This window comes from Pseudomonas sp. Pdm06, from assembly GCF_014851795.1.
Lineage (GTDB): Bacteria > Pseudomonadota > Gammaproteobacteria > Pseudomonadales > Pseudomonadaceae > Aquipseudomonas > Aquipseudomonas fluorescens_AA.
Genome location: NZ_JACVAH010000015.1, coordinates 53,733 through 77,759, shown reverse-complemented (window position 1 = coordinate 77,759; position 24,027 = coordinate 53,733). Strand labels below are relative to the sequence as shown.

The window sequence follows — 24,027 nt, the reverse complement described above, 5'->3', positions numbered from 1 at the left end:
GGGGCGTTGGGTTTGGCGGCTTAGATAGCGTCGGTATCGGTTTCGCCGGTACGGATGCGGATAGCCTGTTCCAGATTGACCACAAAGATCTTCCCGTCACCGATCTTGCCGGTGTTGGCGGCCTTGGTGATTGCCTCGATCACCCGGTCCAGATCCTTGTCGTCAATGGCGACATCGATCTTCACCTTGGGCAGGAAATCGACCACGTACTCCGCGCCGCGATACAGCTCGGTGTGGCCCTTCTGCCGACCGAAGCCTTTGACCTCAGTAACGGTAATGCCCTGCACGCCGATCTCGGACAACGACTCGCGCACGTCGTCCAACTTGAACGGCTTGATGATGGCAGTGACTAGCTTCATGAAACTTTCTCCCGAATTGGTGGACTTGCCCCAGGAAAACAAACCCGACTCAAGTCTAAGCGCAGTGCCTGGCTTTGTAACGCGTCGTCGGCCCAAGTTGCCCGACAGGTGCCAGTTAACCGATCCTGACGAAACTCCCCGTTCCGCCTGCTGCACTGCATTCGTCACAGCGACTGCATCAGTGCATGGGTCATCAGCCTCTAAGCAGAAACCTTGCCATCTGCACCCAAACCCTCTGATTTCAGCCCCTTGGCCACCGGCTCGACGTGCACCGCACCACGAACCGCAGCGATACGCACAACAACAGTGCAGCGCCGCCCGGCTCCATGCGCGAAAAGCGTGCATCCCTGGCTGACGAATTGACTATAGACACTGCGTGGTACACTGCCCGCCATCGTTTCCAGGACACCTGCACATGCTTGCGCCCAAAGACCTCCTCGACGCCCTGAGCGGCCACGCCTCCCGTATCTTGAGTGGCGACACGCCGCTGCCCAAAAGCGAAATCGAAAGCCAGTTCAAGGCCCTGCTGCAAAGCGGCTTCAGCAAGCTGGACCTGGTAAGCCGGGAAGAATTCGACAGCCAGATGGTCGTGCTGGCCCGGACCCGAGCGCGGCTCGAGAGTTTGGAGGCCAAGGTCGCTGAGCTGGAAGCGCGATTGGCTCCAGCCCAGGAATAAGCCGCGCGCCTGCGACATACGCCCGGTAACCCAGGCGTATTCAACCTGAAGGGTCAGAGACGGAAACGGCCAACCAGGCTATTGAATGACAGGGCCAGGTTGGACAGCTCCTGGCTCGAAGCATTGGTCTGGTTCGCCCCGGCCGCAGTCTGGGTCGAGAGATCCTGGATATTCACCAGGTTGCGATCGACCTCGCGGGCCACATGGGCCTGCTCCTCGGACGCCGTGGCAATCACCAGGTTACGGTCATTGATCTGCGAGATGCCGTCGGCGATCTGCTCCAGCGCCTCGCCAGTGGCCCGGGCCAGGCCCTGGGTCTCGGTCACCAGCGCCTGGCTCTTGCCCATCGCATCAACCGCACTGTCGGCACGGTCCTGTACCGCGTGGATCATGCTCTCGATTTCACCGGTTGACGCCTGGGTGCGGGCCGCCAGGGCGCGAACCTCATCGGCCACCACGGCAAAACCGCGGCCCTGCTCCCCGGCGCGTGCCGCCTCGATGGCCGCGTTGAGCGCCAACAGGTTGGTCTGTTCAGCGATCCCGCGGATCACATCCAGCACCTTGCCAATATCGCGCACCTGCACGGCAAGATCCCTGACCAGCCCGGTGGACGCGGTGATTTCCTGGGTTGCCGTATTGATCGCCTGCACCGCGCTACGGGCCTGATCACGCCCTTCGCTGGCTTGTGAGCTGGTCGATTGCGAAGCCTGTGAAGTGGAGACCGCGTTGCGGGCCACTTCCTCGACCGCGGAAGTCATCTCGGTCACGGCCGTGGCAGCCTGCTGGATTTCATCATTCTGTCGGATCAAGGCACGACTGCCATCATCGGTGACCGCCGTCAGCTCCTCGGCGGCGGAAGCCAATTGGTCCGAAGCGCTGGCAATCTGCTGGATGGTGGTCTTCAAACTCGTCTGCATGTCACCCAGGGCCTTGAGCAACTGGCCGGCCTCGTCGCGACTGTTGCTGGTGATGTGCTGAGTGAGGTCGCCCTGGGCGATGCGTTGTGCGCAATCGACCGCCACGGCAATCGGTCGACTGATCAGGCGACTGATAAACATGCCCAACAGCAGCGCAGCGATAAACGCCACGACGATGCCGCTGTACAACACGGTCTTGGCCGTCACCTCCTGCTGCGTGGCGGCCTTGGCGTCTTCGCTGATCTGACGGTCATTGGAGTCGATCATGATGGTCAACTGGTCCATCACCTTGCGATAAGTCTTCTGCAAGTCACCGAGCAACAGGGTGCGGCCGTTTTCCAGGTCGCCAGCCGCCATCATCGCCACGTACTGCTGCACAATGGCCTGGTAGACCGGCCAATCGCGGGCCATCTGATCGCCGGCGATGCGCTCGTCTTCAGCCAGATTGCCTTTGCGGTAATCGGCGAAAGCCTTTTCGCTGGCCAACTGATTGGCTTTCATCGAAGCGAGAAACTCATCCTTCATGCTCTGCGGAGCATTGCCGGCGGTAGCGACATACAGCCGGTACATGTCGCGCGTCTGGCCGACCGCCTTGGTCTTGGTCTGCGACGTATTGGCGACCGAGACCAGGTTGTTGTTGAACACTCCCTGCAAACGCGTCGACAGCGCGGAAACCCCACTGACGCCAAGCATGCCCACGGCGAGCGTTATCAGGGCGCAGAGGAAAAACGAGGTGATCAATTTGGTCGATAGTTTTGCGTCGTTGAGCCAGTTCATCGGTGGATCCTCATGGGATGCTGGTCCAGCAGCCCGGTCATGTGTGCATTTCCCTGCCCCGCGTAACGCCAGGTTAAGGGCCTGTGTCCTGATTCCATCGCCGCTCGGGTTCGTCTGCCGACCGGGCATCGTTGGCGTGCCGCTTGATGGTTTTCTCGTCACGACGTCGTACAACATCACGAAAATGTAAGCCACACCCCTCTGTTCACCCTCAATCCGGATGAAGCATTTTCCTTTCTTTCTTGCCCGTCTCGCTGACGATGATTTTGCTCATCAATTTCTGAAAAGCCCGTACTAGAGCCGTTCAATAAAAACAAACAGATAGTAGCTCTTAGCCATAATCGTTGCAAAATGTTACATCATGTGAAATCTTTATCGCAACGCAAGACATCGTACAACTATGAAAATTTAACGAGCCGAGCCAAAGGCCACGCGTCGAAATCCATGAGGAGTGACACATGTATCCGCAGAGGAGGGATCAGCCATTGCCCGGCGTGGGCAAGGTGAAGTCCATGATGAATATGCTCGCGGGCGGCCTGGTCCTGATGACGGTCAGCCTGGCGACCCACGGCGAGACACTCGACACCAGCGCTTCGCCCGGCAAGCGGCTGGCGGTGGCCGCCGATTGCGTGGCCTGCCATAGCACCGTCGGTGGCAAGCCCTTTGCCGGCGGTTACCCACTCAACTCGCCGATGGGCACCCTCTACTCGACCAACATCACCCCTTCCAGGAGCGCCGGCATCGGCCAGTACACGCAGGCAGACTTCGCCCGCGCCGTGCGCGACGGTGTAACCCCGGACGGCACCCACCTGTACCCAGCGATGCCCTACACCTCCTACGCAAAGATGACCGACAGCGACGTCGCCGCCCTGTACCAGTACTTCATGGATGAAGTCGCGCCGGTGGATACGCCCAGCCCCAAGACCGAGCTCGACTTTCCGTTCAATATCCGCGCCTCGATGCTCGGCTGGAACGCCTTGTTCCATAGCCAGAAACGCTTCGAGGCGGATCCGGGCAAGTCCGCGCAGGTCAATCGCGGCGACTACCTGGTCAATGCACTGGCCCACTGCGACACCTGCCATACCCCACGCAATGTCCTGATGGCGGCGGATAACGCCAAGGCGCTTTCCGGTGGCTCATTGGGGGCCTGGTACGCCCCGAACATCACCTCGGACAAGACCAGCGGTATCGGCGCCTGGTCGAGCGATGAGCTCGTTGCCTACCTGCGCAGCGGCCATGTGGAGGGCAAGGCGCAAGCTGCCGGGCCCATGGCCGAGGCGGTCGAGCACAGCCTGCAGTACCTCGGCGAGGAGGACCTCAAGGCCATCGCCACCTACTTGCTGCAGACCCAGCCAATCGCCACCGGCGAACGCCAGGCCCGCCATACCTTCGGCCAGGCGTCGAACGACGAACTCAGCCTGCGCGGCGGCAAGCCGCAGGACAATCCGGGCTGGCACATCTTCAGCGGCACCTGCGCCAACTGTCACCAGGCCAACGGCGAGGGCACTCGTGAGTATCCGTCACTGTTCCACAACACCGCGACCAGCCGCCGCGACAACCTGATCGCGACCATCGTCTACGGCGTGCATCGCGAAGTCGACGGCGTGGCAATCGACATGCCGGCCTTCGGTCCGGGCGCGCTGTTCACCGATCGCCTCGACGACCAGCAGATCGCCGACGTCAGCAACTACGTCCTGTCCCGCTACGGCAACGCCGGCTTGAACGTGACTGCCGCCGATGTGGCACAGGTACGCGAAGGCGGACCCAAGGCCCCCATCGCCGTGCTGGCGCGCTACAGCGTACCGGCACTGGTTGTGATCGGCCTGCTGATCCTCCTGGGGCTTTACAGACTCAAGGCTCGTCGCCGGCTGCAGGAGGCCTGAGCAATGGAAACTTCAATGACCGACACCCACATGCCCGCTTCATCAACCCCCACCGCCCGACTGTCACGCCGCAGCCTGCTGCGCGGATCGGTCACCCTGGGCCTGGTGGCCCTGGCCGGAGGCCTCGGCCCCTGGCAATCGGTGATGGCCGAGGGCGACCAGGACTTTATCGCCCTGTCGCAATTCCTTGTCAGCCGTCCGGTCAACCCGGTCCTGGCGGCGCGCTACTACCGCGCCCTGAGCCGGCGCGCACCGAACTTCAGCGGCAATGTCGGCGCCCTCAAGCAACTGGTCGATGGGCAGGGCTTCAAGCATGTGGATGAATACCTGGCCCAGGCCAACCCGGACCCATCGTTGAAAGCGACGGCCACCAGCATCATCTCGGCCTGGTACTTGGGCATCGTCGGCGAGCTCGCCGATGCCGAACTGATCAGTTACTCCGAGGCGCTGATGTATCGACCGACCCACGGCATTCTCATCATTCCAACCTACGGTGGCGGCCCCGAATCCTGGGGCGCCAAGCCAGCCGACACGCAGGATTTCAAACTATGAGCAGCGTTGTTTACGACGCCGATGTGGTCGTCATCGGCTCCGGCGTGATGGGTGGCTTGATTGCCAGCGAGCTGGCCAAGGCGAACAAATCCGTGATCGTCCTCGAAGCGGGCCCACGGGTGAACCGCCGTGACATCGTCGAGACCTTCCGCAATGCGCCGGTCAAGCTCTCGCTGGCCAACGCCAAGCTGCAGGGTGCCGGCTCGCCCTATCCGAGCCTGCCTCATGCACCTTCCACCTATGGCGACTACCTGCAGCAGGTCGGCCCGGTGAAATACAACACCTCCTACCTGCGGGTAGTCGGCGGCACCACTTGGCACTTCGGTTCCTCGCTGTGGCGCATGCTGCCCAACGACTTCCGCCTCAACTCCCTCTACGGACGCGGGCGTGACTGGCCGATCAGCTATGACGAATTGGAACCCTTCTACGCCCGCGCCGAGACCGAGCTGGGCGTGTCCGGAGTCGACGGCCAGGATGAAAGTGGCCAGGGTGGTGCGGCTTATCCACCGCGCTCGATTCCCTACCCGATGGAAGGCCTGAAGCCCAGCTACATGTTCAAGCGCCTCTCGAGCCTGTTGAGCAAGGGCGGCTATAACCCGATCCTCGAACCCAATGGCCGCGCCACCCGCCCCTATGGCAAACGCCCACCGTGCGCGGGCAACAACAACTGCAACCCGGTCTGCCCGATTGCCGCCAAGTACGACGGCTCGATGCATATCGACGAGGCCGAGCGCCATGGCGCCAAGGTCCTGGACAACTCGGTGGTGTACCGGATCGAGGCCGGCGACGATGGCAAGATCAGCGCGATCTGGTACATGCGCCCCGACAAGACCCAGCATCGCCTGACCGCCCGGTACTTCGTGCTGGCGGCCTATGGCATCGAATCGCCGAAGCTGCTACTGATGTCCACGTCCGAGAAATACCCCAACGGCATCGCCAATACTTCCGATCAGGTCGGTCGCAACCTGATGGACCACACGGGTGTGAGCATGAACGTGATGACCAAGGAGGACATGTGGCCCGGCGAGGGACCGACCCAGTTGCTGGTCTACCTGAACAGCCGCGACGGCGCATTCCGCAAGGACTACCCGAGCTACAAGATCAAGGTTCGCAACACGGTGCCCACCTCGCAGATCACCACCAACTTGATCGCCAAGGGAGTGTTGGGCTCCAAGCTCGACGAACAGATCCGCCTGCAGTCGGCGCGCTCCTTGAACTGGGCAGTGGACTTCGAAACCCTGCCGCTGCCGGAAAACCGCGTCACCCCGAGCAAGACTCGCTTCGACGCGATTGGCCTGCCGGTACCGGAGATCTACTACAGCGTTCCCGACTACTGGCACGCGGGTAAGGAAAAGGCCTTGGAGGACCTCAAGCAGTTCGCCCACCTGCTCGACGCCGACATCCTCAGCACCGACGTCAACTTCCAGAACCGTCAGCACATCATGGGCACCACCATCATGGGCGACGATCCGAAGAACTCGGTGGTTGACCGCGACTGCCGTAGCCACGACCACGCCAACCTGTTTATCGCCGGGACCAGCGTGATGCCGTCATCGTCCTGCGTGAACCCCACGCTGACTGGGGCCGCACTGAGCATTCGTATCGCCGATCAATTGCTGAGGGAGGTGTAGGGCCTGTTCAACCACCCGCCGCCCGCTGAGAGGGAGCCGGGGTCAGTGCCAGCGGCAGCTCCAGGATAAAGAGCGCGCCCTTGCCCGGCCCCGCGCTCTGCGCCGTCAGCTCGCCGCCCATCTCGTGCGCCGCCAGAATGCAGCTGTGCAAACCAAAGCCGTGACCGTCGACACGCGTGGTGAAGCCGTGCTCGAACACCCGCGCAAGATTGTCCTGCGCAATCCCCTCGCCATTGTCCTCGACCTCGACCCGCACGCGCCCATCGTCAACGACCTTCAGGCGCAGGACGATCTGCGGCGGCCGGTTCACACCCGCGTCCAGCGCCTGCTTGGCGTTGTTGATCAGATTGACCAGAATCTGCAGCACTCGGTGCTTGTCCAGTGGCATCTGCGGGACATCGCTGAACTCCTTGATCAGCGAGATATGGTGACGGGCCAGGGACACATCGCAAATGCGCACGACATCCTCGACCAGCTCTCGCAACGAGCCCGGCTCCAGAACGCTGGCATTGCCGGCATAGGATTGCTGGGTGGCGACGATTTCCTTGATGTGGTCGATTCGGCGGGTCAACTGCGCCAACTCGGCGATCATGCCTTGCTGCTCGATGGCCAGCGCGTCGGCCAGCTTGTCGAGATAGTCCGGTAGTGCGCGCCCTTTCGGATCACTGCTGATGAAGTCGCCGAGGTCGTCGGGATGCTCCTTCATCAACTGGACGACCTTGGCCACCCCGGGCCCCTTGGAGGTGTGCACCTTCTCGTAGAGGACCTGGGCTGACACGTTGACGCTATTGAGCACATTGCCCACGTTGTGCAGCACATTGGTGGCGATCTCCGCCATGCCGGCCCGGCGCGCGGTGGTCACCAGTTCGGCCTGCGCCTCGCGCAACTCTTCGTTGACCTTGGCCAATTGCTGCGGGCTGGGGATCTTCAGGGCCGCCGGCACCAGCCGGACCAGCAGGATGGCAGTAATCACCGAAGCTATCGCGGTGATCACCTTGACCAGCGCCGACAACCAGTAATAAGGCTGCCAAATGGTCAGGATTTCCATCACGTGGCTGGTCCCGCAGGCCAGGATAAATACGCCAAAGGCCGCCAGCATCCAGTCGAACGGCACGTCCTTGCGCTTGTGGATAAAGTACAGGAGCGTGAAGGGAATGGTGACGTAGGACAGGGTGATCAAACCATCGGCAATGACATTGGTCCACAGCAGATCCGGCCGCCACATGTAGCAGTGCCCATGGGGCATGAAGCGCTTGTCAGTTAACAGAGCCAGCAGATCGTTCATGGCCACTTCCTCCCTGTGCCGTTGATACCGCCAAGTGCCGACTGGGCAAGTCGGAGTCTAGGCCGGTCCCGGGCATTTCGCCTGGGCGGGTGAAGGATGGCATCGGCTGAACCGTATCGCGCTTGCCGCCTCGGCTGTCACTGGCAGTCGAAACATCCTGCCAAATTTTCTCCCCTCAATTGCTGCGCCCAAGTTCATCCCCACGACTACCCTTCAAAAGTCGCAGGACGCGGCCTCCCATTCACTCAAGGAACGATTCATGTCGCTCGCCATTGTCCACAGCCGCGCCCAAGTGGGGGTCGAGGCTCCTGCCGTTACCGTTGAAGTCCACCTGGCCAATGGCTTGCCGTCGCTGACGATGGTTGGCCTGCCGGAGGCGGCGGTAAAGGAAAGCAAGGATCGGGTGCGCAGCGCGATCATCAACTCGGGGCTGAATTTTCCGGCGCGGCGCATCACCCTGAACCTGGCGCCGGCAGACCTGCCAAAGGACGGCGGCCGCTTCGACCTGGCCATCGCCTTGGGGATCCTGTCGGCCAGCGTGCAAGTGCCGACCCTGACGCTGGACGACGTGGAATGCCTTGGTGAACTGGCCTTGTCCGGCGCGGTACGTCCGGTGCGTGGGGTATTGCCTGCGGCGCTGGCGGCGCGCAAGGCCGGGCGCATGCTGGTGGTACCACGGGCCAATGCCGAGGAAGCCTGCCTGGCCTCGGGGCTGAAGGTGATCGCCGTGGATCACCTGCTCGAAGCGGTGGCGCATTTCAACGGCCACACGCCGGTCGAGCCGTTCGTCTCCAATGGGCTGCTCTCGGCCAGCAAGCCCTACCCCGACCTGAATGAAGTACAAGGCCAGGCCGGGGCCAAGCGGGCCTTGCTGATTGCCGCCGCGGGGGCCCACAACCTGCTGTTCAGCGGGCCACCGGGTACCGGCAAGACCTTGCTGGCGAGCCGTTTGCCAGGGCTGTTGCCGCCACTGGCCGAGAGCGAGGCCCTGGAGGTCGCGGCCATCCAGTCGGTGGCCAGTTGCGTGCCGTTGAGCCACTGGCCGCAACGCCCGTTTCGCCAGCCGCACCATTCGGCTTCCGGTCCGGCGCTGGTGGGTGGCGGGTCAAAACCGCAGCCAGGGGAGATCACCCTCGCCCATCATGGCGTGCTGTTTCTGGATGAGCTGCCGGAGTTCGACCGCAAGGTGCTGGAGGTCTTGAGAGAACCGCTGGAGTCAGGGCACATCGTGGTCTCGCGCGCCCGGGACCGAGTACGCTTCCCTGCCCGTTTCCAGTTGGTGGCGGCGATGAACCCCTGCCCCTGTGGCTATCTTGGCGAGCCCAGCGGCCGTTGCGCCTGCACACCGGATATGGTGCAGCGCTACCGCAACAAACTCTCCGGCCCGCTGCTGGACCGTATCGACCTGCACTTGACCGTCGCCCGGGAAGCCACGGCATTGAACCCCAGGCTCGAACCCGGGGACGATACGGCCACGGTCGCCGAGCGCGTAGCCGAAGCCCGGGAGCGCCAGCACCGCCGCCAGGGCTGCGCCAACGCCTTCCTCGATCTACCGGGGTTGCGCCGGCATTGCAAGTTATCCACAACCGATGAAACCTGGCTGGAAACCGCCTGCGAGCGGCTGACCCTGTCGCTGCGCGCCGCCCACCGCTTGCTCAAGGTCGCCCGGACACTGGCGGACCTGGAGCAAGCGGGGAACATTCGCCGCGAGCATCTGGCCGAAGCGTTGCAGTATCGGCCGGCTACGGCGTGAACCGTTTTACGGTTTGCTCAGGTCTACCAACGGTGTTTCCCGGACCTCGGTTTTTTGACCGTTCTGGATCGCATCGATGCGCTTGAGCGCCTTATCCACTGCGCCCTTGTCTGCCAACAGGCTGTAGTGGATCTGGAATTGCTTGTGCTCTTTCGGCCCGATCGTGGGCACCAGGCCCAGTGGCCGCTGATACCGGCGGTTATAGGAAAAACTGGTGCCTGGTTCCAACCCGGTCACGTAGCCCTGGCCTTGGGTATCGGTGTTTTTCCACAGGGAAAACACCGGCAGCGTGCTGGTGTTGAAGCCTACCGACACACCGAGGCTGCCGGCCTTGTTGTGCAGGACCGTGAGCGTATCGCCCTTGGCGTCAGCGTAGGGCACGACGTTATAGACGGTTTCGTCGTAATCCTTGGTCGGGGCTCGGTAGGTTTGCCAATCGGGCAAGTCGCCCTTGGCCTTGTCGTTGAACGGCGAGACCTGCTTGACCGGTGCCGCGAAACGAGCGCCCTGCTCCAGGAAAGGCGTGCTGAAATTGCTGTGGTAGAGCGCTTGGTATTCCTTCGGGTAATCGCCGTTGTTGGTCAGCGTGTCGCTGAGTGCGAACGTCACGCTGCCAGGCTCGGTGACCAGTTCGGTCTGCACCGAGAAATCGACCTTCTTGAACGCCTGCTCCTTCAACTCGCCCCGCAGGGTGATGGCGTAGGGCGGTTTTTCATCGATGTGCAAGGTGACTTTGTTGGCCGGAATATTGGCGGCGCGACCATGCAGGGTCAGCAGCTCGCCATTGTCCATGCCGGGATGGCCGACCCATTCGTAGCCGCAGCGGGTGACCAACTCGTTGAAGCCTTCGAGCCAACCCAAGCCGCCTCGGCCGTTGAGCTCGATGAACGCCGGATTGACCACTTCCTTGACCGGCGAATCCCACCCCATGCGCACATTCCCGACCGACGCCTGCAACACATTCATGCCACGGGTCGGGACGACTGAAAGCTTCAGGGTGCCGTTGTCGATATCAACGATGCTGACGCCCTCTTGCCGGCCACCGTGCAGGGTGCGCATCGTCACGGAGAAAGGTTTGTCGGTTTTCACGCCGAGCTGCTGGCTGGTGATTTGCCAGGGTTGGGCGGCTTTATCGGTATCCAGCAGGACGTAATCCCAAGCCATCGCCTGGGAGGCAGCGCCCAAGGCGCCAAGGGTAACGAGGAGTTTGAGCGGAGTCATGGACGCGACCTTTTATTGGAGTTGTGCGGTTTTTATAGACTTGAAGAAACGTTTCAGCAAGCTTAAAAACAGCAATACCCTTAAAAAATCACGGTTACATGATCGACAGCGATTTGTGGGAGCGAGCTTGCTCGCGATAGCGGTGGGTCAGATTGAAGTGATGTTGGCTGCGCAGCCGTCATCGCGAGCAAGCCCGCTCCCACCGGGAATCTCTGGGAGCGGGCTTGTGAGAGGAGGCTTCAGCGGAACCGATCAACCTCTTGGCGCAGGTCCTGGGCCAGTTTTTCCAGCTCCTTGGCGGTGACCGCCAGGTTCGAGACCACCTGGCGCTGTTCACTGTTGGCCATGGCGATGCTTTGCAGGTTGCTGCTGAGCAGGGTCGCGGTGCTGCTTTGTTCCTGGGTGGCGGTGGTGATCGCCGCGAATTGCTGGCCAGCCGAACGGCTCTGCTCGTCGATTCGCGCCAGGGCCGAGGCCACATTGGCGTTGCGCGACAGGCCTTCCTGCATCAACAGGTTGCCCTGTTCCATGGTGCTGATGGCATTGCCGGTTTCCTGCTGGATGCTGTTGATCATGCCGGAGATTTCGTCAGTGGCCTGGCGGGTACGGGACGCCAGGCTGCGGACTTCATCGGCCACCACGGCAAAACCACGGCCCTGCTCGCCGGCCCGGGCAGCTTCAATGGCGGCGTTCAAGGCCAACAGGTTGGTCTGTTCGGCAATCGAGGTGATGACCCCCACGATGCCGCCGATTTCCTGGGAACGCTGGCCCAGGGTATTGATGACCGTGGCCGTGCTGTTCAGCGCGCCGGCAATTTGCTCCAGGGACGACGACGCTTCATCCATCGAGGTCCGGCCAATGCGGGTTTGCTGGGCGTTTTCCTGAGCCAGACGCTCGGTGTTGCCCATGTTGTCGGCAATGTTCAAGGAGGTCGCACTGAACTCTTCCACCGCACCGGCCATGCTGGTGATTTCGCCGGATTGTTGCTCCATGCCTTCGTACGCCCCGCTGGACAACCCGGACAGGGCCTGGGCGCGGCTGTTCACCTCCTGGGAGGCCTTGCGGATGTGCTCGACCATGGTCGACAGGGCCTGGCTCATCTGATTGAAGGCACGGGCCAACTGACCGATTTCGTCATGGCTCGACACGTTCAGGCGCACGCTCAGGTCGCCGGCGCCCAACGCTTCGGCCTGGCGCACCAGATCCCCCAGTGGCGCCAGTTTGCTACGCAACAACCACATTGCCGAACCGACCGCCAACAGCATCGCCAGCAGGCTGCCAATGGCCAGTTGCGTACCGACGCTCCAGGTCACGGCGCGGATCTCGGTTTTCGGCATGCTCGCCACCACCGCCCACGGCCCACCCTCGAACGGTACGGCAACGCTGTAGAAATCTTCGGCGGTATCGGCCCAGAACGCACCCTTGCCCGGCTTTTTGATCAAGCCGGTGATAGCGGTGGTAGCGTTGTCCAGCGCCTGCACGCCGGCGGGCGGCACCAGCCATTTGTTTTGTTCGTCCAGCAGCGCCAGGGAGCCGGTCTGGCCGATGCGGAAGCGCTTGAGGTTTTCGAACTGCGCGTTCTGCGCATCGGTGTAGTCGAAGCCCACGTACAGCACGGCAATGATCTTGCCGCTGTTGTCACGTACAGGCGTGTACTGCGACATGTAGAAGCGCCCGAAAAGCAGGGCCCGACCAATGTAGCTCTGCCCGCTGATCACCGGACCGTAGGCGGGGCCGGCGCGGTCGAGCACGGTGCCGATGGCCCGCGTACCGTCCTGTTTGCTGACGGAGGTACTGACTCGGATGAAATCGTCGCCGCTGCGCACGAATACCGTGGCGACCCCAGCGGTCATCGCTTTGAAGTCATCCACTTCCTTGAAGTTGTTGTTCAACACTTCGCTACCCAGGTTCAAGCCTGGGGTTTGTACGCCCGCCACCGTCACCGGCTGGTCCGGATGCACACTCAGGCCCGCGCTGAAGCGCTTTTCGAACAGACCGGCCAGGCGCTGGGTACTCTCGCGCAACGTGCCGTGGAACGTATTGAGCTGATCGGCCATCAGGCGCGCTTCGCTGGCCAAGTGCTCTTCACGGGTGGCAAGGTTGGCAGCGTCCAGCGAACGCAAGGCGAAGACGGTACTGCCGGAGATCACGATCGCCAGTATCACGGCAAGGGCAAGGCCTAGCTGTGAGGCGATCCGGGCGCGGGGTTGAGACATGACGGCTCCTGGCCGAGAGACTGGATCATCCTGATCACGTCGCACGCTCGGCATTTTATTCGGGTGAGGTATAAGTAGACCCTTTCTGAACGAGGGTTCCATGTTCACGGATTCGGCGGCAAAGCCAAATACTTGAGCGGTTTGCACGGATTAGTGCCAAGTGGCTAGCTCGCCAACTTCAACGTTTCAGCTTAGACGTTGTACATCAGGCAGTTGCATGGCCTTGACCTCGCCTTGAAGGAAGTCGCTGAGCCGGCGCAAACGTTCACCTCCCGGCCGGGTTTTCGGCCAGACCAGGTAATAGTGTTCACCACTGGCGACAGCCGTCGGCCATGGCAGGCTCAGGCGCCCTTGGGCAACGTCCTCGGCCACCATCAGCAGGTCGCCCATGGAGACTCCATAGCCACGTGCGGCCGCGATCATGCCCAACTCCAGGGTATCGAACACCTGTCCACCCTTGAGCGAAACCTTGTCGGACAGGCCCATGCGTTGCAGCCAGTTGCGCCAGTCCCGGCGATCCGGCGTCGGATGCAGCAGTTCAGCACTGGCCAGCCGCGCCACATCCCAGGGCTGATCGTTCAACAGGTTCGGCGCGCCCACCGGGATCAATTCCTCGGGGAACAGCAAACTGGCCTCCCAATCCGCCGGAAAATGCCCGTTGCCCAGCAATACGGCGCAATCGAAGGGCTCGACGTTGAAGTCCACCGAGTCGATGTCCATCCAGGCACTGGTCAGTTGCACCTCGTTGCCGGGCTGCAAATGCCGGAAGCGACTCAGGCGCGCCAACAACCAACGCATGGTCAGCGTGGAAGGCGCTTTCATGCGCAGGATGCCGTCTTCGCCATGCAAGGTGTGGCAGGCCCGCTCCAGCGCCATGAAACCCTCGCGCACGCCCGGCAGCAACAACCGCGCCGCCTCGGTCAACTGCAGGTTGCGGCCGCTGCGCAGGAACAGCCGGCAGGCAAAGTGATCTTCCAGCGTGCGGATGTGCCGGCTGACGGCGCTCTGGGTGATCGACAGCTCTTCGGCGGCCCGGGTGAACGAGCTATAGCGCGCCGCGGCTTCGAATGCCCGCAACGCATAAAGAGGAGGAAGACGACGGGACATCGTAAAAGCTCCATGGCGTGGTCTGCAAACCCTACCAGAAACCCATCCAGCATGAGTTTTAATCATGCCAGCGATCTTTTTTATCCTTTTGTGCAATCCGCCGAGAGCGCCGAGAATCGTCGCTTTACTGCCTTGTTTGAACATGGAGCGTGATGATCATGCGGCATCCGGTGCGTACCGAACTCTGGGCCATCCTGCGGCTGGCGGGGCCGTTGATTGCCTCGCAGTTGGCGCACATGCTCATGGTGCTCACCGACACCGTGATGATGGCGCGCCTGAGCCCCGAAGCCCTCGCCGGGGGCGGGCTCGGAGCGGCCACCTATTCGTTCGTGTCGATCTTCTGCATCGGCGTGATCGCTGCGGTGGGCACCCTGGTCGCGATCCGCCAGGGCGCGGGCGATGTCGAAGGCGCCACCCGGCTGACCCAGGCCGGGCTTTGGCTGGCCTGGTTGATGGCGCTGATGGCCGGGTTGCTGCTGTGGAATCTCAAGCCCGTACTGCTGATGTTCGGCCAGACCGAAACCAACGTGTTGTCCGCCGGCCAGTTCCTGCTGGCGCTGCCGTTCGCCCTGCCCGGCTACCTGAGCTTCATGGCCTTGCGCGGCTTCACCAGCGCCATCGGCCGGGCCACGCCGGTCATGGTGATCAGCCTCGGCGGCACAGTGGCCAACTTCCTGCTCAACTACGCGCTCATCACCGGCATGTTCGGCCTGCCAAAACTCGGCCTGATGGGCATCGGCCTGGTCACGGCCATTGTCGCCAACTGCATGGCCCTGGCCCTGGCCTGGCACATCCATCGGCACCCGGCCTACCGTGCCTATCCGCTGCTGGATGGGCTGTCGCGGCCCAATCGCCAATACCTCAAGGAGCTGTGGCGCCTGGGCCTGCCGATCGGTGGCACCTATGCGGTGGAAGTCGGGCTGTTCGCGTTCGCCGCGCTGTGCATGGGCACCATGGGCAGCACGCCGTTGGCGGCCCACCAGATCGCCCTGCAAATCGTCTCGGTGGCGTTCATGGTGCCGGCCGGAATGTCCTACGCCATCACCATGCGCATCGGCCAGCACTACGGCGCCGGGCAGCTGTTGAGGGCGCGCCTGGCCGGTCGGGTCGGCATTGGCTTTGGTGCGGCCGCGATGCTGGCGTTCGCCATGGTGTTCTGGCTGCTGCCCCATCAATTGATCGGCTTGTTCCTGGACCACGATGACCCGGCGTTCCGCGACGTGATCAACCTGGCCGTGAGCCTGTTGGCGGTGGCGGCGTGGTTCGAGCTGTTCGACGGCACGCAAACCATCGCCATGGGCTGCATTCGCGGGCTCAAGGACGCCAAGACCACCTTCCTGGTGGGCCTGGGTTGCTATTGGCTGATCGGCGCACCGTCGGCGTGGTGGATGGCGTTCCACTTGAACTGGGGACCGACCGGTGTCTGGTGGGGCCTGGCCCTGGGGCTGGCCTGCGCGGCCGTGAGCCTGACCCTGGCGTTTGAATGGAAGATGAAGCGGATGATTCGCAGTGAGGCTGGGCAGCCCGGTTTCGAAGCCATTCAGGCCAAGTGAAATCCATGCCTTTGTGGGAGCGAGCTTGCTCGCGATGGCGATAGGTCTGTCACATCTATTTTGACTGACACACCGCTATCGCGAGCAAGCTCGCTCCCACAAGGGTTTGTGTCAGACCACGACGTCGTGTGTGGAGTGCTGATCACCCTCGAACGTCAAATACTCAACCAATTCCGGCAACGGCAACGGCTTGCTGATCAGGAAGCCCTGCACCTGGTCGCAACCGAAACCGCGTAGCAGGTCCAGTTGTTCCTGGGTTTCCACACCTTCGGCCACCACCTCCAGATTAAGGTTGTGGGCCAGGTTGATCATGGCGTGCACCAGTTTGCGGTTCTCTTCGCGCTGCTCCATGCCGCCGACGAAGCTCTTGTCGATCTTGAGCAAGGCGATCGGCAGGCTGTTGAGGTGCACGAACGAGGAGAACCCGGTGCCGAAGTCGTCCAGGGAGAAGCGCACCCCAAGGCGACCCAGGGCATCCATGGTCTGCTTGACCAGTTCGCTGCGGCGCATGACGGCGGTTTCGGTGAGTTCGAACTCCAGCCATTGCGCCTCGACACCCCGCTCGGCAATCAGTCGGCTCAAGGTCGGCAGCAACTGGCTGTCCTGGAACTGCCGGAACGACAGGTTGACCGCCATGTGCAACGGCGCCAGCCCCCGTTCGCGCAGGGCCTGCATGTCCCGCAGTGCCCGGGAAATCACCCAGTAGCCCAACGGCACGATCAGACCGCTCTGCTCGGCCAGCGGCACGAACTCACTCGGTGGCAGCAAGCCGCGTTCGCCATGGCGCCAACGCACCAGGGCTTCGAGGCCGACGATGTGGCCGCCATCGAGGTCCAGCCGCGGCTGGTAATGCAATTCCAGCTCGTCACGGCGCAGTGCCCGACGCAGTTCGCTTTCCAGGTCGGCAAGGCTGCGGGCATTGCGATTGATGCGCTCGTTGAAGATATGAAAGGTGCAGCCCTGGGTGCTCTTGGCCTGCTGCATGGCGATGTGGGCATGCCACATCAGCGGATCGGCGCCAGCCTGGGCGCGAGCATGGGCGACGCCCAGGCTGCAACCGATCAGCAGGCTTTCGCCGTCCACCCAATAGGGTTCGGCCAAGGCTTCGGTAATACGCTCGGCCATCCATTCGGCCCGCTGCGGTGCGCGGCGGGTGTCGATCAGCAAGGCAAATTCATCACTGCCCAACCGCGCCAATTGATCGCCGGCTTCGAGCGACCCCTTGAGCCGCGATACCACTTGCAGGATCAAACGGTCGCCGGCCTGGTGACCGAGGGCGTCGTTGGCGTGGCGAAAGTTGTCCAGGTCCAGGTGACCGAGCGCCAGGCCTCGGCCGTCGTTTTCCGCCAGGCGCGCCGCCAGCAATGTCTGGAAACCCTGGCGATTGGCGATGCCTGTCAATGGATCCTGCTCGGCGAGGCGCTGCAGGGTGTTTTCCAGCACGCCGCGCTCGCGCACATGGCGCAGGCAACGGCGCAGGGTCGCGCTGTCGAGGACATCGCGCACCAACCAGTCGCTGGCACCGTCGGGGGCAACCGCCGGCTCGTGCTCGAGCAACAGGATGGTCGGCAGGCTGCAACGGCCCGGCGTCGGCTGCAACGCCGCAACAGTCAGCAACACCGCGTTGCGATTGTCTTCGAACAGGCTGCTGACGGACTCCCAGCTCGGGGCGCTGATCAACACGACCGAGGGCCCCATGGGCACCAGGCACTCGCGCAGTATTGCTGACCACTCTGGCTCTTGGGCCAATAACAGCAAACGCAAGGGTTCGACAGGCGTTGACAAGCTGACTCCCTAGACTCTGCAAGGTGGTAGGCGCCGGGCATTATGACCTGCCGATGGGCAATGACCAATGCCAACGGTTCTCAAACACGCGCTTTCGGTGGTTTTTCCCGCTCGAAATGCTGCGCGGGACCCAATTGGTTCCACATCCTGCGTGAAAGTGGCAGAAGCGGCAAATGACAATCCTGTGTGCGTCACAAGTCGGACAGAGCAGCACAATTCTCAGAGCCTGTTAAAATGCCGGCCCATTTCGCAAACGACTCCCTGACTCTGTCATGTCCCGACTCAATCCCCGGCAGCAAGAAGCCGTGAACTATGTCGGCGGCCCTCTTTTGGTGCTCGCCGGTGCAGGCTCCGGCAAGACCAGCGTAATCACCCGCAAGATCGCGCACCTGATCCAGAATTGCGGCATCCGCGCCCAATATATCGTCGCCATGACGTTCACCAACAAGGCCGCCCGAGAAATGAAAGAGCGGGTCGGCGGCCTGTTGCGCGCCGGCGAAGGCCGCGGCCTGACGGTGTGTACCTTCCACAACCTGGGCCTGAACATCATCCGAAAGGAGCACGCGCGGCTGGGCTACAAACCGGGCTTCTCGATTTTCGACGAGACCGACGTCAAGGCCTTGATGACCGACATCATGCAAAAGGAATACTCGGGCGACGACGGCGTGGACGAGATCAAGAACATGATCGGTTCGTGGAAAAACGACCTGATCCTGCCCGCCGAAGCCCTGGAGAACGCCCGCAACCCCAAGGAACAGACCGCCGCCATCGTCTACACCCACTACCAGCGTACCCTCAAGGCGTTCAATGCGGTGGACTTCGACGACCTGATCCTGTTGCCGGTCAAGCTGTTCCAGGACCACGCCGACATTCTCGAAAAATGGCAGAACAAGGTCCGCTACCTGCTGGTGGATGAATACCAGGACACCAACGCCAGCCAGTATTTGCTGGTGAAGCTGCTGATCGGCAAACGCAACCAGTTCACCGTGGTGGGCGACGATGACCAGTCGATCTATGCCTGGCGCGGCGCGCGGCCGGAAAACCTGATGTTGCTCAAGGACGACTACCCGTCGCTCAAAGTGGTGATGCTGGAGCAGAACTACCGCTCCACCAGCCGCATCCTGCGCTGCGCCAACGTGCTGATTTCCAACAACCCCCACGAGTTCGAAAAACAACTGTGGAGCGAGATGGGCCACGGCGACGAGATCCGCGTGATCCGTTGCCGCAACGAAGACGCCGAAGCCGAGCGCGTGGCCATGGAAATCCTCAGCCTGCACCTGCGCACCGACCGGCCGTACAGCGACTTTGCGATCCTGTACCGCGGCAACTACCAGGCCAAGCTGATCGAGCTGAAATTGCAGCATCACCAGATCCCCTATCGCCTGTCGGGGGGCAACAGCTTCTTCGGGCGCCAGGAGGTGAAGGACCTGATGGCCTACTTCCGCCTGATCGTGAACCCGGACGACGACAACGCCTTCCTGCGGGTGATCAACGTGCCGCGCCGGGAAATCGGGTCGACCACCCTGGAAAAACTCGGCAACTACGCCACCGAGCGCAAGATCTCGATGTACGCCGCCACCGATGAAATCGGCCTGGGCGAACATCTGGACAGCCGCTTCACCGATCGCCTGGCGCGCTTCAAGCGTTTCATGGACAAGGTACGTGAGCAGTGCGCCGGGGAAGATCCGATCTCGGCGCTGCGCAGCATGGTCATGGACATCGACTACGAGAACTGGCTGCGCACCAACAGCTCCAGCGACAAGGCCGCCGATTACCGCATGGGTAACGTCTGGTTCCTGATCGAGGCGTTGAAGAACACCCTGGAAAAGGACGAAGACGGCGAGATGACGGTCGAGGACGCCATCGGCAAACTCGTCTTGCGGGACATGCTCGAGCGCCAGCAGGAAGAGGAAGACGGCGCCGAAGGCGTGCAGATGATGACCCTTCACGCCTCCAAGGGCCTGGAATTTCCCTACGTGTTCATCATGGGCATGGAAGAGGAAATCCTGCCGCACCGCTCCAGCATCGAGGCCGACACCATCGAGGAAGAACGGCGCCTGGCCTATGTCGGCATTACCCGGGCACGCCAGACGCTGGCCTTTACCTTCGCCGCCAAACGCAAGCAGTACGGCGAAGTGATCGACTGCGCCCCCAGCCGCTTTCTCGATGAGCTGCCGCCGGACGACCTGGCCTGGGAAGGCAACGACGACACGCCGACGGAAGTCAAAGTCGTTCGCGGCAACAGTGCCCTGGCGGATATACGCGCGATGCTAAAGCGCTAGAATCGACTACTTTTTTTCAACGACTTCAGGCGCTGAAGGCGTCATCAGAGGAGGCTTCATGGAAGCCCTGCACCAGAAAATTCGTGAACAAGGCATCGTGCTTTCCGATCAGGTCCTGAAAGTCGACGCTTTCCTGAACCACCAGATCGACCCGCAATTGATGAAGCTGATCGGCGACGAATTCGCCACGCTGTTCAAGGATTCGGGCATCACCAAGATCGTCACCATCGAAGCCTCGGGCATTGCCCCGGCGATCATGACCGGGCTGAACCTTGGCGTACCGGTGATCTTCGCCCGCAAGCAACAATCCCTGACCCTGACGGAGAACCTGCTGTCGGCCACCGTGTATTCGTTTACCAAGAAAACCGAAAGCACCGTCGCCATCAGCCCGCGTCACCTGACCAGCAGCGATCGGGTGCTGATCATCGATGACTTCCTGGCCAACGGCAAAGCCTCCCAGGCGCTGATTTCCATCATCAAGCAGGCCGGCGCCACCGTCGCCGGGCTGGGGATCGTGATCGAGAAGTCGTTCCAGGGCGGCCGCGCGGAACTGGATGCCCAGGGTTATCGCGTCGAGTCGTTGGCCCGGGTGCAGTCGCTGGCGGGTGGGGTCGTGACCTTCATCGACTGACCCAATCCCCCCTGTGGGAGCGAGCTTGCTCGCGATAGCGGTGTATCTGTTACATAAAAGGTGTCTGACAGACCGCCATCGCGAGCAAGCTCGCTCCCACAGGGGTTTCAGGTTGATTGTTGTTGTGCAGTAGCCTTGAGCCCGGCCAGCAGCAACCGCTGGAACAGCTCCTCCTTCAGCCCTTCAGGGCTGGTCAGCTGCATCCGCTCCAGATGCCCGGCATATTCCCAGGGCTCTGGCGCATCCAGCGCGGCTTTGCCCAACTCCAGGATCTCGGTGAGCTTGAATTTGCTCTTGAGCCAGTTCAGCGCCCGCAACAGGTCCCGCTCGACCCCGTCGAAATCACAGCCCAGCGGGTATTCGGGAAACAGATTCGGATGCCGAGCCTGGATTGCCTGCAACCGCTCCGACGTGTTGTCGGCGAACCGCGGATCGAGGCGGAAATCCTTCGGCAATTTGCCAGCCTTCTGCGCCTGCTCGATCAGCCTGGGCTGGAAGCGTGAGTCGCTGATGTTCAGCAACGCCTCGATCACCGCGGCGTCGGTCTTGCCGCGCAGGTCGGCGATGCCGTATTCGGTCACCACGATGTCGCGCAGGTGCCGGGGGATCGTGCAATGGCCGTACTCCCAGACGATGTTCGAGCTGATCTCGCCCCCGGCCTCGCGCCAACTGCGCAGCAGCAGGATCGAGCGACCGCCCTCCAGCGCATGGCCCTGGGCAACGAAGTTGTATTGCCCGCCCACGCCGCTGAGCACCCGCCCGTCCTCCAACTGATCGGCCACCCCGGCCCCCATCAGGGTCATGGTGAAGACGGTATTGATGAAGCGGGCATCGAGGCGCTGCAGGCGCTTGAGCGGCTCCTGGCCGTAGAGCTCGTTGATGTAACTGATGCGCGTCATGTTGAATTCGAGACGACGGCTCTGCGGCAACTCGCGCAGGCGCTCGTAAAAACTGCGCGGGCCGAGGAAGAAGCCGCCGTGTATGCAGATGCCGTCGGGTTGTGCCGCCTCGTCGAGGGTTCCGGCGTTCGCTCGTTCCTGGGTCGGCTCGTCGGGGTAGACCTTGCGCCGGATGATCCCGGCCTCGGCCAGCACCAGCAAACCGTTGACGAACATTTCACTGCAACCGTACAGCCCTTTGGCAAACGGCTCGACCCCGCCCTCGCGCTCGATCAGTTGCGCCCACTGGCTAAGGTTCAGGTCCGCCAGCAACGCCTGGTAACCGGCGTTATCGGCCTGACGCGCCAGCAGCGCCGCCGTCAACGCGTCGCCCATGGCGCCGATGCCGACCTGCAGCGTCCCGCCGTCGCGCACCAGGGTACTGGCATGCAGGCCTATCAGATGGTCCTGGAAACCCACTGGCATGTTCGGCGTGGAAAACAGCGTGTGGCTGTCCTTCTCGTCGATCAACAGGTCGAAAGCGTCGATGCCGACTTCCGCGTCGCCCGGCATGTAGGGCAAATCGTTGTGCACCTGGCCGACCAGGAGAATGGTCTCCCCGGCCGCCCGGCGCTTGGCGATCATCGGCAGCAGGTCTAGGGTGATGTCCGGGTTGCAGCTCAGGCTCAGGCGATCCGGATGTTCCGGGGCGCTCGCCACCAGTTGCGCCACCAGGTTCAAGCCGGCGGCGTTGATGTCCCGGGCCGCATGGCTGTAGTTGCTGCTGACGTAACTCTGTTGAGCGGATGCACTGTGTAACAGGCTGCCGGGCTGCATGAAGAACTGCTGGACGCGGATGTTGGCCGGCAGACTGTCCTGGTGCAGGTCGACCAGGTAATCCAGCTCGGGATAGTCGCCGAAGACCCGTTCGACAAAGGGTTCGAGGAAGCGCTTCTGCAAACCATCGCCCAGGTTCGGCCGGCCCAGGCTCAGGGCGGTGTAGATCGTCAGCTGTCGCTCGGGCAGCTGTGCGATGCGCCGGTACAACGCGTTGGCGAACAGGTTGGGCTTGCCCAGCCCCAATGGCATGCCTAGGTGAATATGCGCAGGCAGGCGCTCGAGCACGTCATCCACCGCCTGTTCGATTGAACACAACTGCACCATCGGACCCTCCAGGACATTCCATGAATGTGGGTTGGACCGAGCTTGCCGGGTCTTGGTTGCGATGAACAGTCCCGAAAAATCTGAGGCGCAAAAAAGCCGCTCGTAAGCGGCTTTTTTGTGAAGGATGCCGACGTATTACAGACCGGACATCTCTTTGATGGCGCCCTTGAGCTCGTCATCCGAGCAATCGGCGCAGGTGCCTTTAGGCGGCATTGCGTTGATGCCGGTAATGGCCTTGGCCAGGATGCCGTCGAGACCGCCCTGGTGATCGGCGCGTTCTTTCCACGCAGCCTTGTCACCAATTTTCGGCGCGCCCAGCAGGCCCGTGCCGTGGCAAGCGTTGCAATGCTTTGCAATTACGTCTTTCGGCGCCTTGGCACCGCCGGCGCCGCCGGCCGAGGCCACGACTTCCATACCCTTGCATTCCTTGCCCTGGACGCAGACCTGGCCGACGGGTTCAAGGCGCTTGGCGATTTCATCGTTCGGCGCCGCTTGAGCGGTCGCAGCCCATAGGGCCAATACGGTTGCTGGTGCAGCCAGCATTTTCATAATTAGGTTCACGCGTACACCCTCAATGGTGGCTAGTCACGCCTGCGGCCACGGTTTGCAGGCGGGCGCAAGTATAGCGGTAAGCCTGTCACTCTGAAACAACCCCAAAGTCGCAAGGGTCTTGTTTGTCATGACAGCCCAACAGGTGGGCGCCTTTGCCACGCGGGCCTGGCGCCTCTTGGTCTAGAAATTGGCCGGCGTGGCTGCGCTGATCAGTCGCGCTGGCACGTCGAACGGATTACGGAAGCGGTGGGGCTTGGTGCTTTCGAAATAGTAGCTGTCGCCAGCCTCGAGCACGAAGGTTTCGAGGCCTACCACCAGTTCCAGCCGCCCTTCCACCAGGATCCCGGTCTCCTCGCCCTCATGGGTGAGCATCTCTTCACCGGTATCGGCACCCGGCGGATAGATCTCGTTGAGGAAGGCAATCGCCCGGCTCGGATGTGCCCGGCCCACCAGCTTCATGGTCACGGCACCATCGGAGATGTCGATCAGTTCGTTGGCTTTGTAGACGATCTGGGTCGGTTTTTCCTGAAGGATCTCTTCGGAGAAAAACTCGACCATGGACATGGGAATCCCGCCAAGGACCTTACGCAGCGAGCTGATCGAGGGGCTGACGCTGTTCTTCTCGATCATCGAAATAGTGCTGTTGGTGACGCCCGCGCGCTTGGCGAGTTCACGCTGGGAAAGGCCTTTGAGTTTACGAATGGATTGCAGTCGTTCACCGACGTCCAATGCTGGAGCCTCCAGGGAATCAGGTTGTGAGGAAAGTGAGCGTTATCATGGCGACAGCGTTCAGTATTTACAACAC

General features: G+C 62.0%; 18 protein-coding genes and 1 pseudogene. 8 read left to right on the top strand and 11 right to left on the bottom strand.

Annotation, left to right across the window (positions count from 1 at the left end; genetic code table 11):
* Positions 1 to 20 precede the first annotated feature (20 nt).
* Complete coding sequence (glnK, locus tag IB266_RS22675) at positions 21 to 359, bottom strand: P-II family nitrogen regulator (RefSeq protein WP_002555808.1); 339 nt, start codon at positions 357 to 359, stop codon at positions 21 to 23.
* Between the two features lie 415 nt (positions 360 to 774).
* Here glnK and IB266_RS22670 point away from each other — a divergent pair, with 415 nt between their 5' ends.
* A complete protein-coding gene (locus IB266_RS22670) occupies positions 775 to 1,035 on the top strand; it encodes an accessory factor UbiK family protein (protein WP_060740084.1) in 261 nt (86 codons plus the stop codon).
* 53 nt (positions 1,036 to 1,088) lie between these two features.
* On the opposite strand, the gene IB266_RS22665 is transcribed toward IB266_RS22670, so the two are convergent.
* On the bottom strand, positions 1,089 to 2,729 hold the full coding sequence (locus IB266_RS22665) for a methyl-accepting chemotaxis protein (protein WP_192262523.1): 1,641 nt from the start codon (positions 2,727 to 2,729) through the stop codon (positions 1,089 to 1,091).
* A gap of 512 nt (positions 2,730 to 3,241) precedes the next feature.
* Between IB266_RS22665 and IB266_RS22660 the strand changes: the two genes are divergently transcribed.
* The 3 genes from IB266_RS22660 to IB266_RS22650 are packed head-to-tail and all read left to right on the top strand — an operon-like array spanning position 3,242 to position 6,795.
* The gene (locus tag IB266_RS22660) at positions 3,242 to 4,612 is read left to right on the top strand and encodes a cytochrome c (protein WP_192262648.1); all 1,371 of its coding nucleotides are present in this window, start codon (positions 3,242 to 3,244) and stop codon (positions 4,610 to 4,612) included.
* A gap of 3 nt (positions 4,613 to 4,615) precedes the next feature.
* A complete protein-coding gene (locus tag IB266_RS22655; protein ID WP_192262520.1) occupies positions 4,616 to 5,164 on the top strand; it encodes a sorbitol dehydrogenase family protein in 549 nt (182 codons plus the stop codon).
* Complete coding sequence (locus tag IB266_RS22650) at positions 5,161 to 6,795, top strand: GMC family oxidoreductase (protein WP_092204741.1); 1,635 nt, start codon at positions 5,161 to 5,163, stop codon at positions 6,793 to 6,795. The genes IB266_RS22655 and IB266_RS22650 overlap by 4 nt, the downstream gene beginning before the upstream one ends.
* A 7-nt stretch (positions 6,796 to 6,802) precedes the next feature.
* On the opposite strand, the gene IB266_RS22645 is transcribed toward IB266_RS22650, so the two are convergent.
* Positions 6,803 to 8,080 (bottom strand): sensor histidine kinase, encoded by a 1,278-nt coding sequence (locus IB266_RS22645; RefSeq protein ID WP_192262518.1) that lies wholly within the window; start codon positions 8,078 to 8,080, stop codon positions 6,803 to 6,805.
* Between the two features lie 259 nt (positions 8,081 to 8,339).
* Between IB266_RS22645 and IB266_RS22640 the strand changes: the two genes are divergently transcribed.
* A complete protein-coding gene (locus IB266_RS22640) occupies positions 8,340 to 9,833 on the top strand; it encodes a YifB family Mg chelatase-like AAA ATPase (protein WP_192262516.1) in 1,494 nt (497 codons plus the stop codon).
* Between the two features lie 6 nt (positions 9,834 to 9,839).
* Here IB266_RS22640 and IB266_RS22635 read toward each other — a convergent pair whose 3' ends face one another.
* The 4 genes and pseudogenes from IB266_RS22635 to IB266_RS22625 all read right to left on the bottom strand — a co-directional run bounded on the left by IB266_RS22635 (position 9,840) and on the right by IB266_RS22625 (position 14,377).
* Complete coding sequence (locus IB266_RS22635) at positions 9,840 to 11,054, bottom strand: aldose 1-epimerase family protein (RefSeq protein ID WP_192262515.1); 1,215 nt, start codon at positions 11,052 to 11,054, stop codon at positions 9,840 to 9,842.
* 239 nt (positions 11,055 to 11,293) lie between these two features.
* Positions 11,294 to 12,016 carry a methyl-accepting chemotaxis protein gene (locus IB266_RS31260; RefSeq protein ID WP_371914151.1) on the bottom strand — a complete coding sequence of 241 codons (723 nt, stop codon included), beginning with the start codon at positions 12,014 to 12,016 and terminating at the stop codon, positions 11,294 to 11,296.
* Between the two features lie 180 nt (positions 12,017 to 12,196).
* Positions 12,197 to 13,111: pseudogene (locus tag IB266_RS31255) on the bottom strand (Cache 3/Cache 2 fusion domain-containing protein); the annotation flags it as partial.
* A gap of 345 nt (positions 13,112 to 13,456) precedes the next feature.
* Positions 13,457 to 14,377 (bottom strand): LysR substrate-binding domain-containing protein, encoded by a 921-nt coding sequence (locus IB266_RS22625; RefSeq protein ID WP_060740079.1) that lies wholly within the window; start codon positions 14,375 to 14,377, stop codon positions 13,457 to 13,459.
* 158 nt (positions 14,378 to 14,535) lie between these two features.
* On the opposite strand from IB266_RS22625, the gene IB266_RS22620 reads away from it, so the two are divergent.
* Positions 14,536 to 15,930, top strand: coding sequence for a NorM family multidrug efflux MATE transporter (locus IB266_RS22620; RefSeq protein WP_081015468.1), 1,395 nt, complete (start codon positions 14,536 to 14,538; stop codon positions 15,928 to 15,930).
* Between the two features lie 111 nt (positions 15,931 to 16,041).
* Here IB266_RS22620 and IB266_RS22615 read toward each other — a convergent pair whose 3' ends face one another.
* A complete protein-coding gene (locus IB266_RS22615; protein WP_060740077.1) occupies positions 16,042 to 17,715 on the bottom strand; it encodes a putative bifunctional diguanylate cyclase/phosphodiesterase in 1,674 nt (557 codons plus the stop codon).
* 272 nt (positions 17,716 to 17,987) lie between these two features.
* Between IB266_RS22615 and rep the strand changes: the two genes are divergently transcribed.
* Both rep and IB266_RS22605 read left to right on the top strand, forming a co-directional pair.
* Entirely contained in the window at positions 17,988 to 19,997 is a 2,010-nt protein-coding gene (gene rep / locus IB266_RS22610) for a DNA helicase Rep (protein WP_060740076.1), read from the top strand.
* 58 nt (positions 19,998 to 20,055) lie between these two features.
* On the top strand, positions 20,056 to 20,628 hold the full coding sequence (locus IB266_RS22605) for a xanthine phosphoribosyltransferase (RefSeq protein WP_192262510.1): 573 nt from the start codon (positions 20,056 to 20,058) through the stop codon (positions 20,626 to 20,628).
* Between the two features lie 107 nt (positions 20,629 to 20,735).
* Here the strand turns inward: IB266_RS22605 and IB266_RS22600 are convergent, their stop codons facing one another.
* The 3 genes from IB266_RS22600 to IB266_RS22590 all read right to left on the bottom strand — a co-directional run bounded on the left by IB266_RS22600 (position 20,736) and on the right by IB266_RS22590 (position 23,951).
* Entirely contained in the window at positions 20,736 to 22,670 is a 1,935-nt protein-coding gene (locus tag IB266_RS22600; protein ID WP_192262508.1) for an acetyl-CoA hydrolase/transferase family protein, read from the bottom strand.
* A gap of 135 nt (positions 22,671 to 22,805) precedes the next feature.
* Positions 22,806 to 23,219, bottom strand: a complete 414-nt coding sequence (locus IB266_RS22595; protein WP_192262507.1) for a c-type cytochrome — start codon at positions 23,217 to 23,219, stop codon at positions 22,806 to 22,808.
* Positions 23,220 to 23,402: 183 nt separating this feature from the next.
* On the bottom strand, positions 23,403 to 23,951 hold the full coding sequence (locus IB266_RS22590) for a cupin domain-containing protein (RefSeq protein ID WP_017135864.1): 549 nt from the start codon (positions 23,949 to 23,951) through the stop codon (positions 23,403 to 23,405).
* Positions 23,952 to 24,027 lie beyond the last annotated feature (76 nt).

Bases quoted from the DNA above. Each gene is read 5' to 3' on its own strand.
- glnK (WP_002555808.1), bottom strand. From the start codon at position 359: ATGAAGCTAGTCACTGCCATCATCAAGCCGTTCAAGTTGGACGACGTG.
- IB266_RS22650 (WP_092204741.1), top strand. From the start codon at position 5,161: ATGAGCAGCGTTGTTTACGACGCCGATGTGGTCGTCATCGGCTCCGGC.
- rep (WP_060740076.1), top strand. From the start codon at position 17,988: ATGTCCCGACTCAATCCCCGGCAGCAAGAAGCCGTGAACTATGTCGGC.
- IB266_RS22600 (WP_192262508.1), bottom strand. From the start codon at position 22,670: ATGGTGCAGTTGTGTTCAATCGAACAGGCGGTGGATGACGTGCTCGAG.
- IB266_RS22605 (WP_192262510.1), top strand. From the start codon at position 20,056: ATGGAAGCCCTGCACCAGAAAATTCGTGAACAAGGCATCGTGCTTTCC.
- IB266_RS22660 (WP_192262648.1), top strand. From the start codon at position 3,242: ATGATGAATATGCTCGCGGGCGGCCTGGTCCTGATGACGGTCAGCCTG.
- IB266_RS22645 (WP_192262518.1), bottom strand. From the start codon at position 8,080: ATGAACGATCTGCTGGCTCTGTTAACTGACAAGCGCTTCATGCCCCAT.
- IB266_RS22595 (WP_192262507.1), bottom strand. From the start codon at position 23,219: ATGAAAATGCTGGCTGCACCAGCAACCGTATTGGCCCTATGGGCTGCG.
- IB266_RS22635 (WP_192262515.1), bottom strand. From the start codon at position 11,054: ATGACTCCGCTCAAACTCCTCGTTACCCTTGGCGCCTTGGGCGCTGCC.
- IB266_RS22625 (WP_060740079.1), bottom strand. From the start codon at position 14,377: ATGTCCCGTCGTCTTCCTCCTCTTTATGCGTTGCGGGCATTCGAAGCC.
- IB266_RS22620 (WP_081015468.1), top strand. From the start codon at position 14,536: ATGCGGCATCCGGTGCGTACCGAACTCTGGGCCATCCTGCGGCTGGCG.
- IB266_RS22640 (WP_192262516.1), top strand. From the start codon at position 8,340: ATGTCGCTCGCCATTGTCCACAGCCGCGCCCAAGTGGGGGTCGAGGCT.
- IB266_RS22655 (WP_192262520.1), top strand. From the start codon at position 4,616: ATGGAAACTTCAATGACCGACACCCACATGCCCGCTTCATCAACCCCC.
- IB266_RS22665 (WP_192262523.1), bottom strand. From the start codon at position 2,729: ATGAACTGGCTCAACGACGCAAAACTATCGACCAAATTGATCACCTCG.
- IB266_RS31260 (WP_371914151.1), bottom strand. From the start codon at position 12,016: ATGGCCGGTGCGGTGGAAGAGTTCAGTGCGACCTCCTTGAACATTGCC.
- IB266_RS22670 (WP_060740084.1), top strand. From the start codon at position 775: ATGCTTGCGCCCAAAGACCTCCTCGACGCCCTGAGCGGCCACGCCTCC.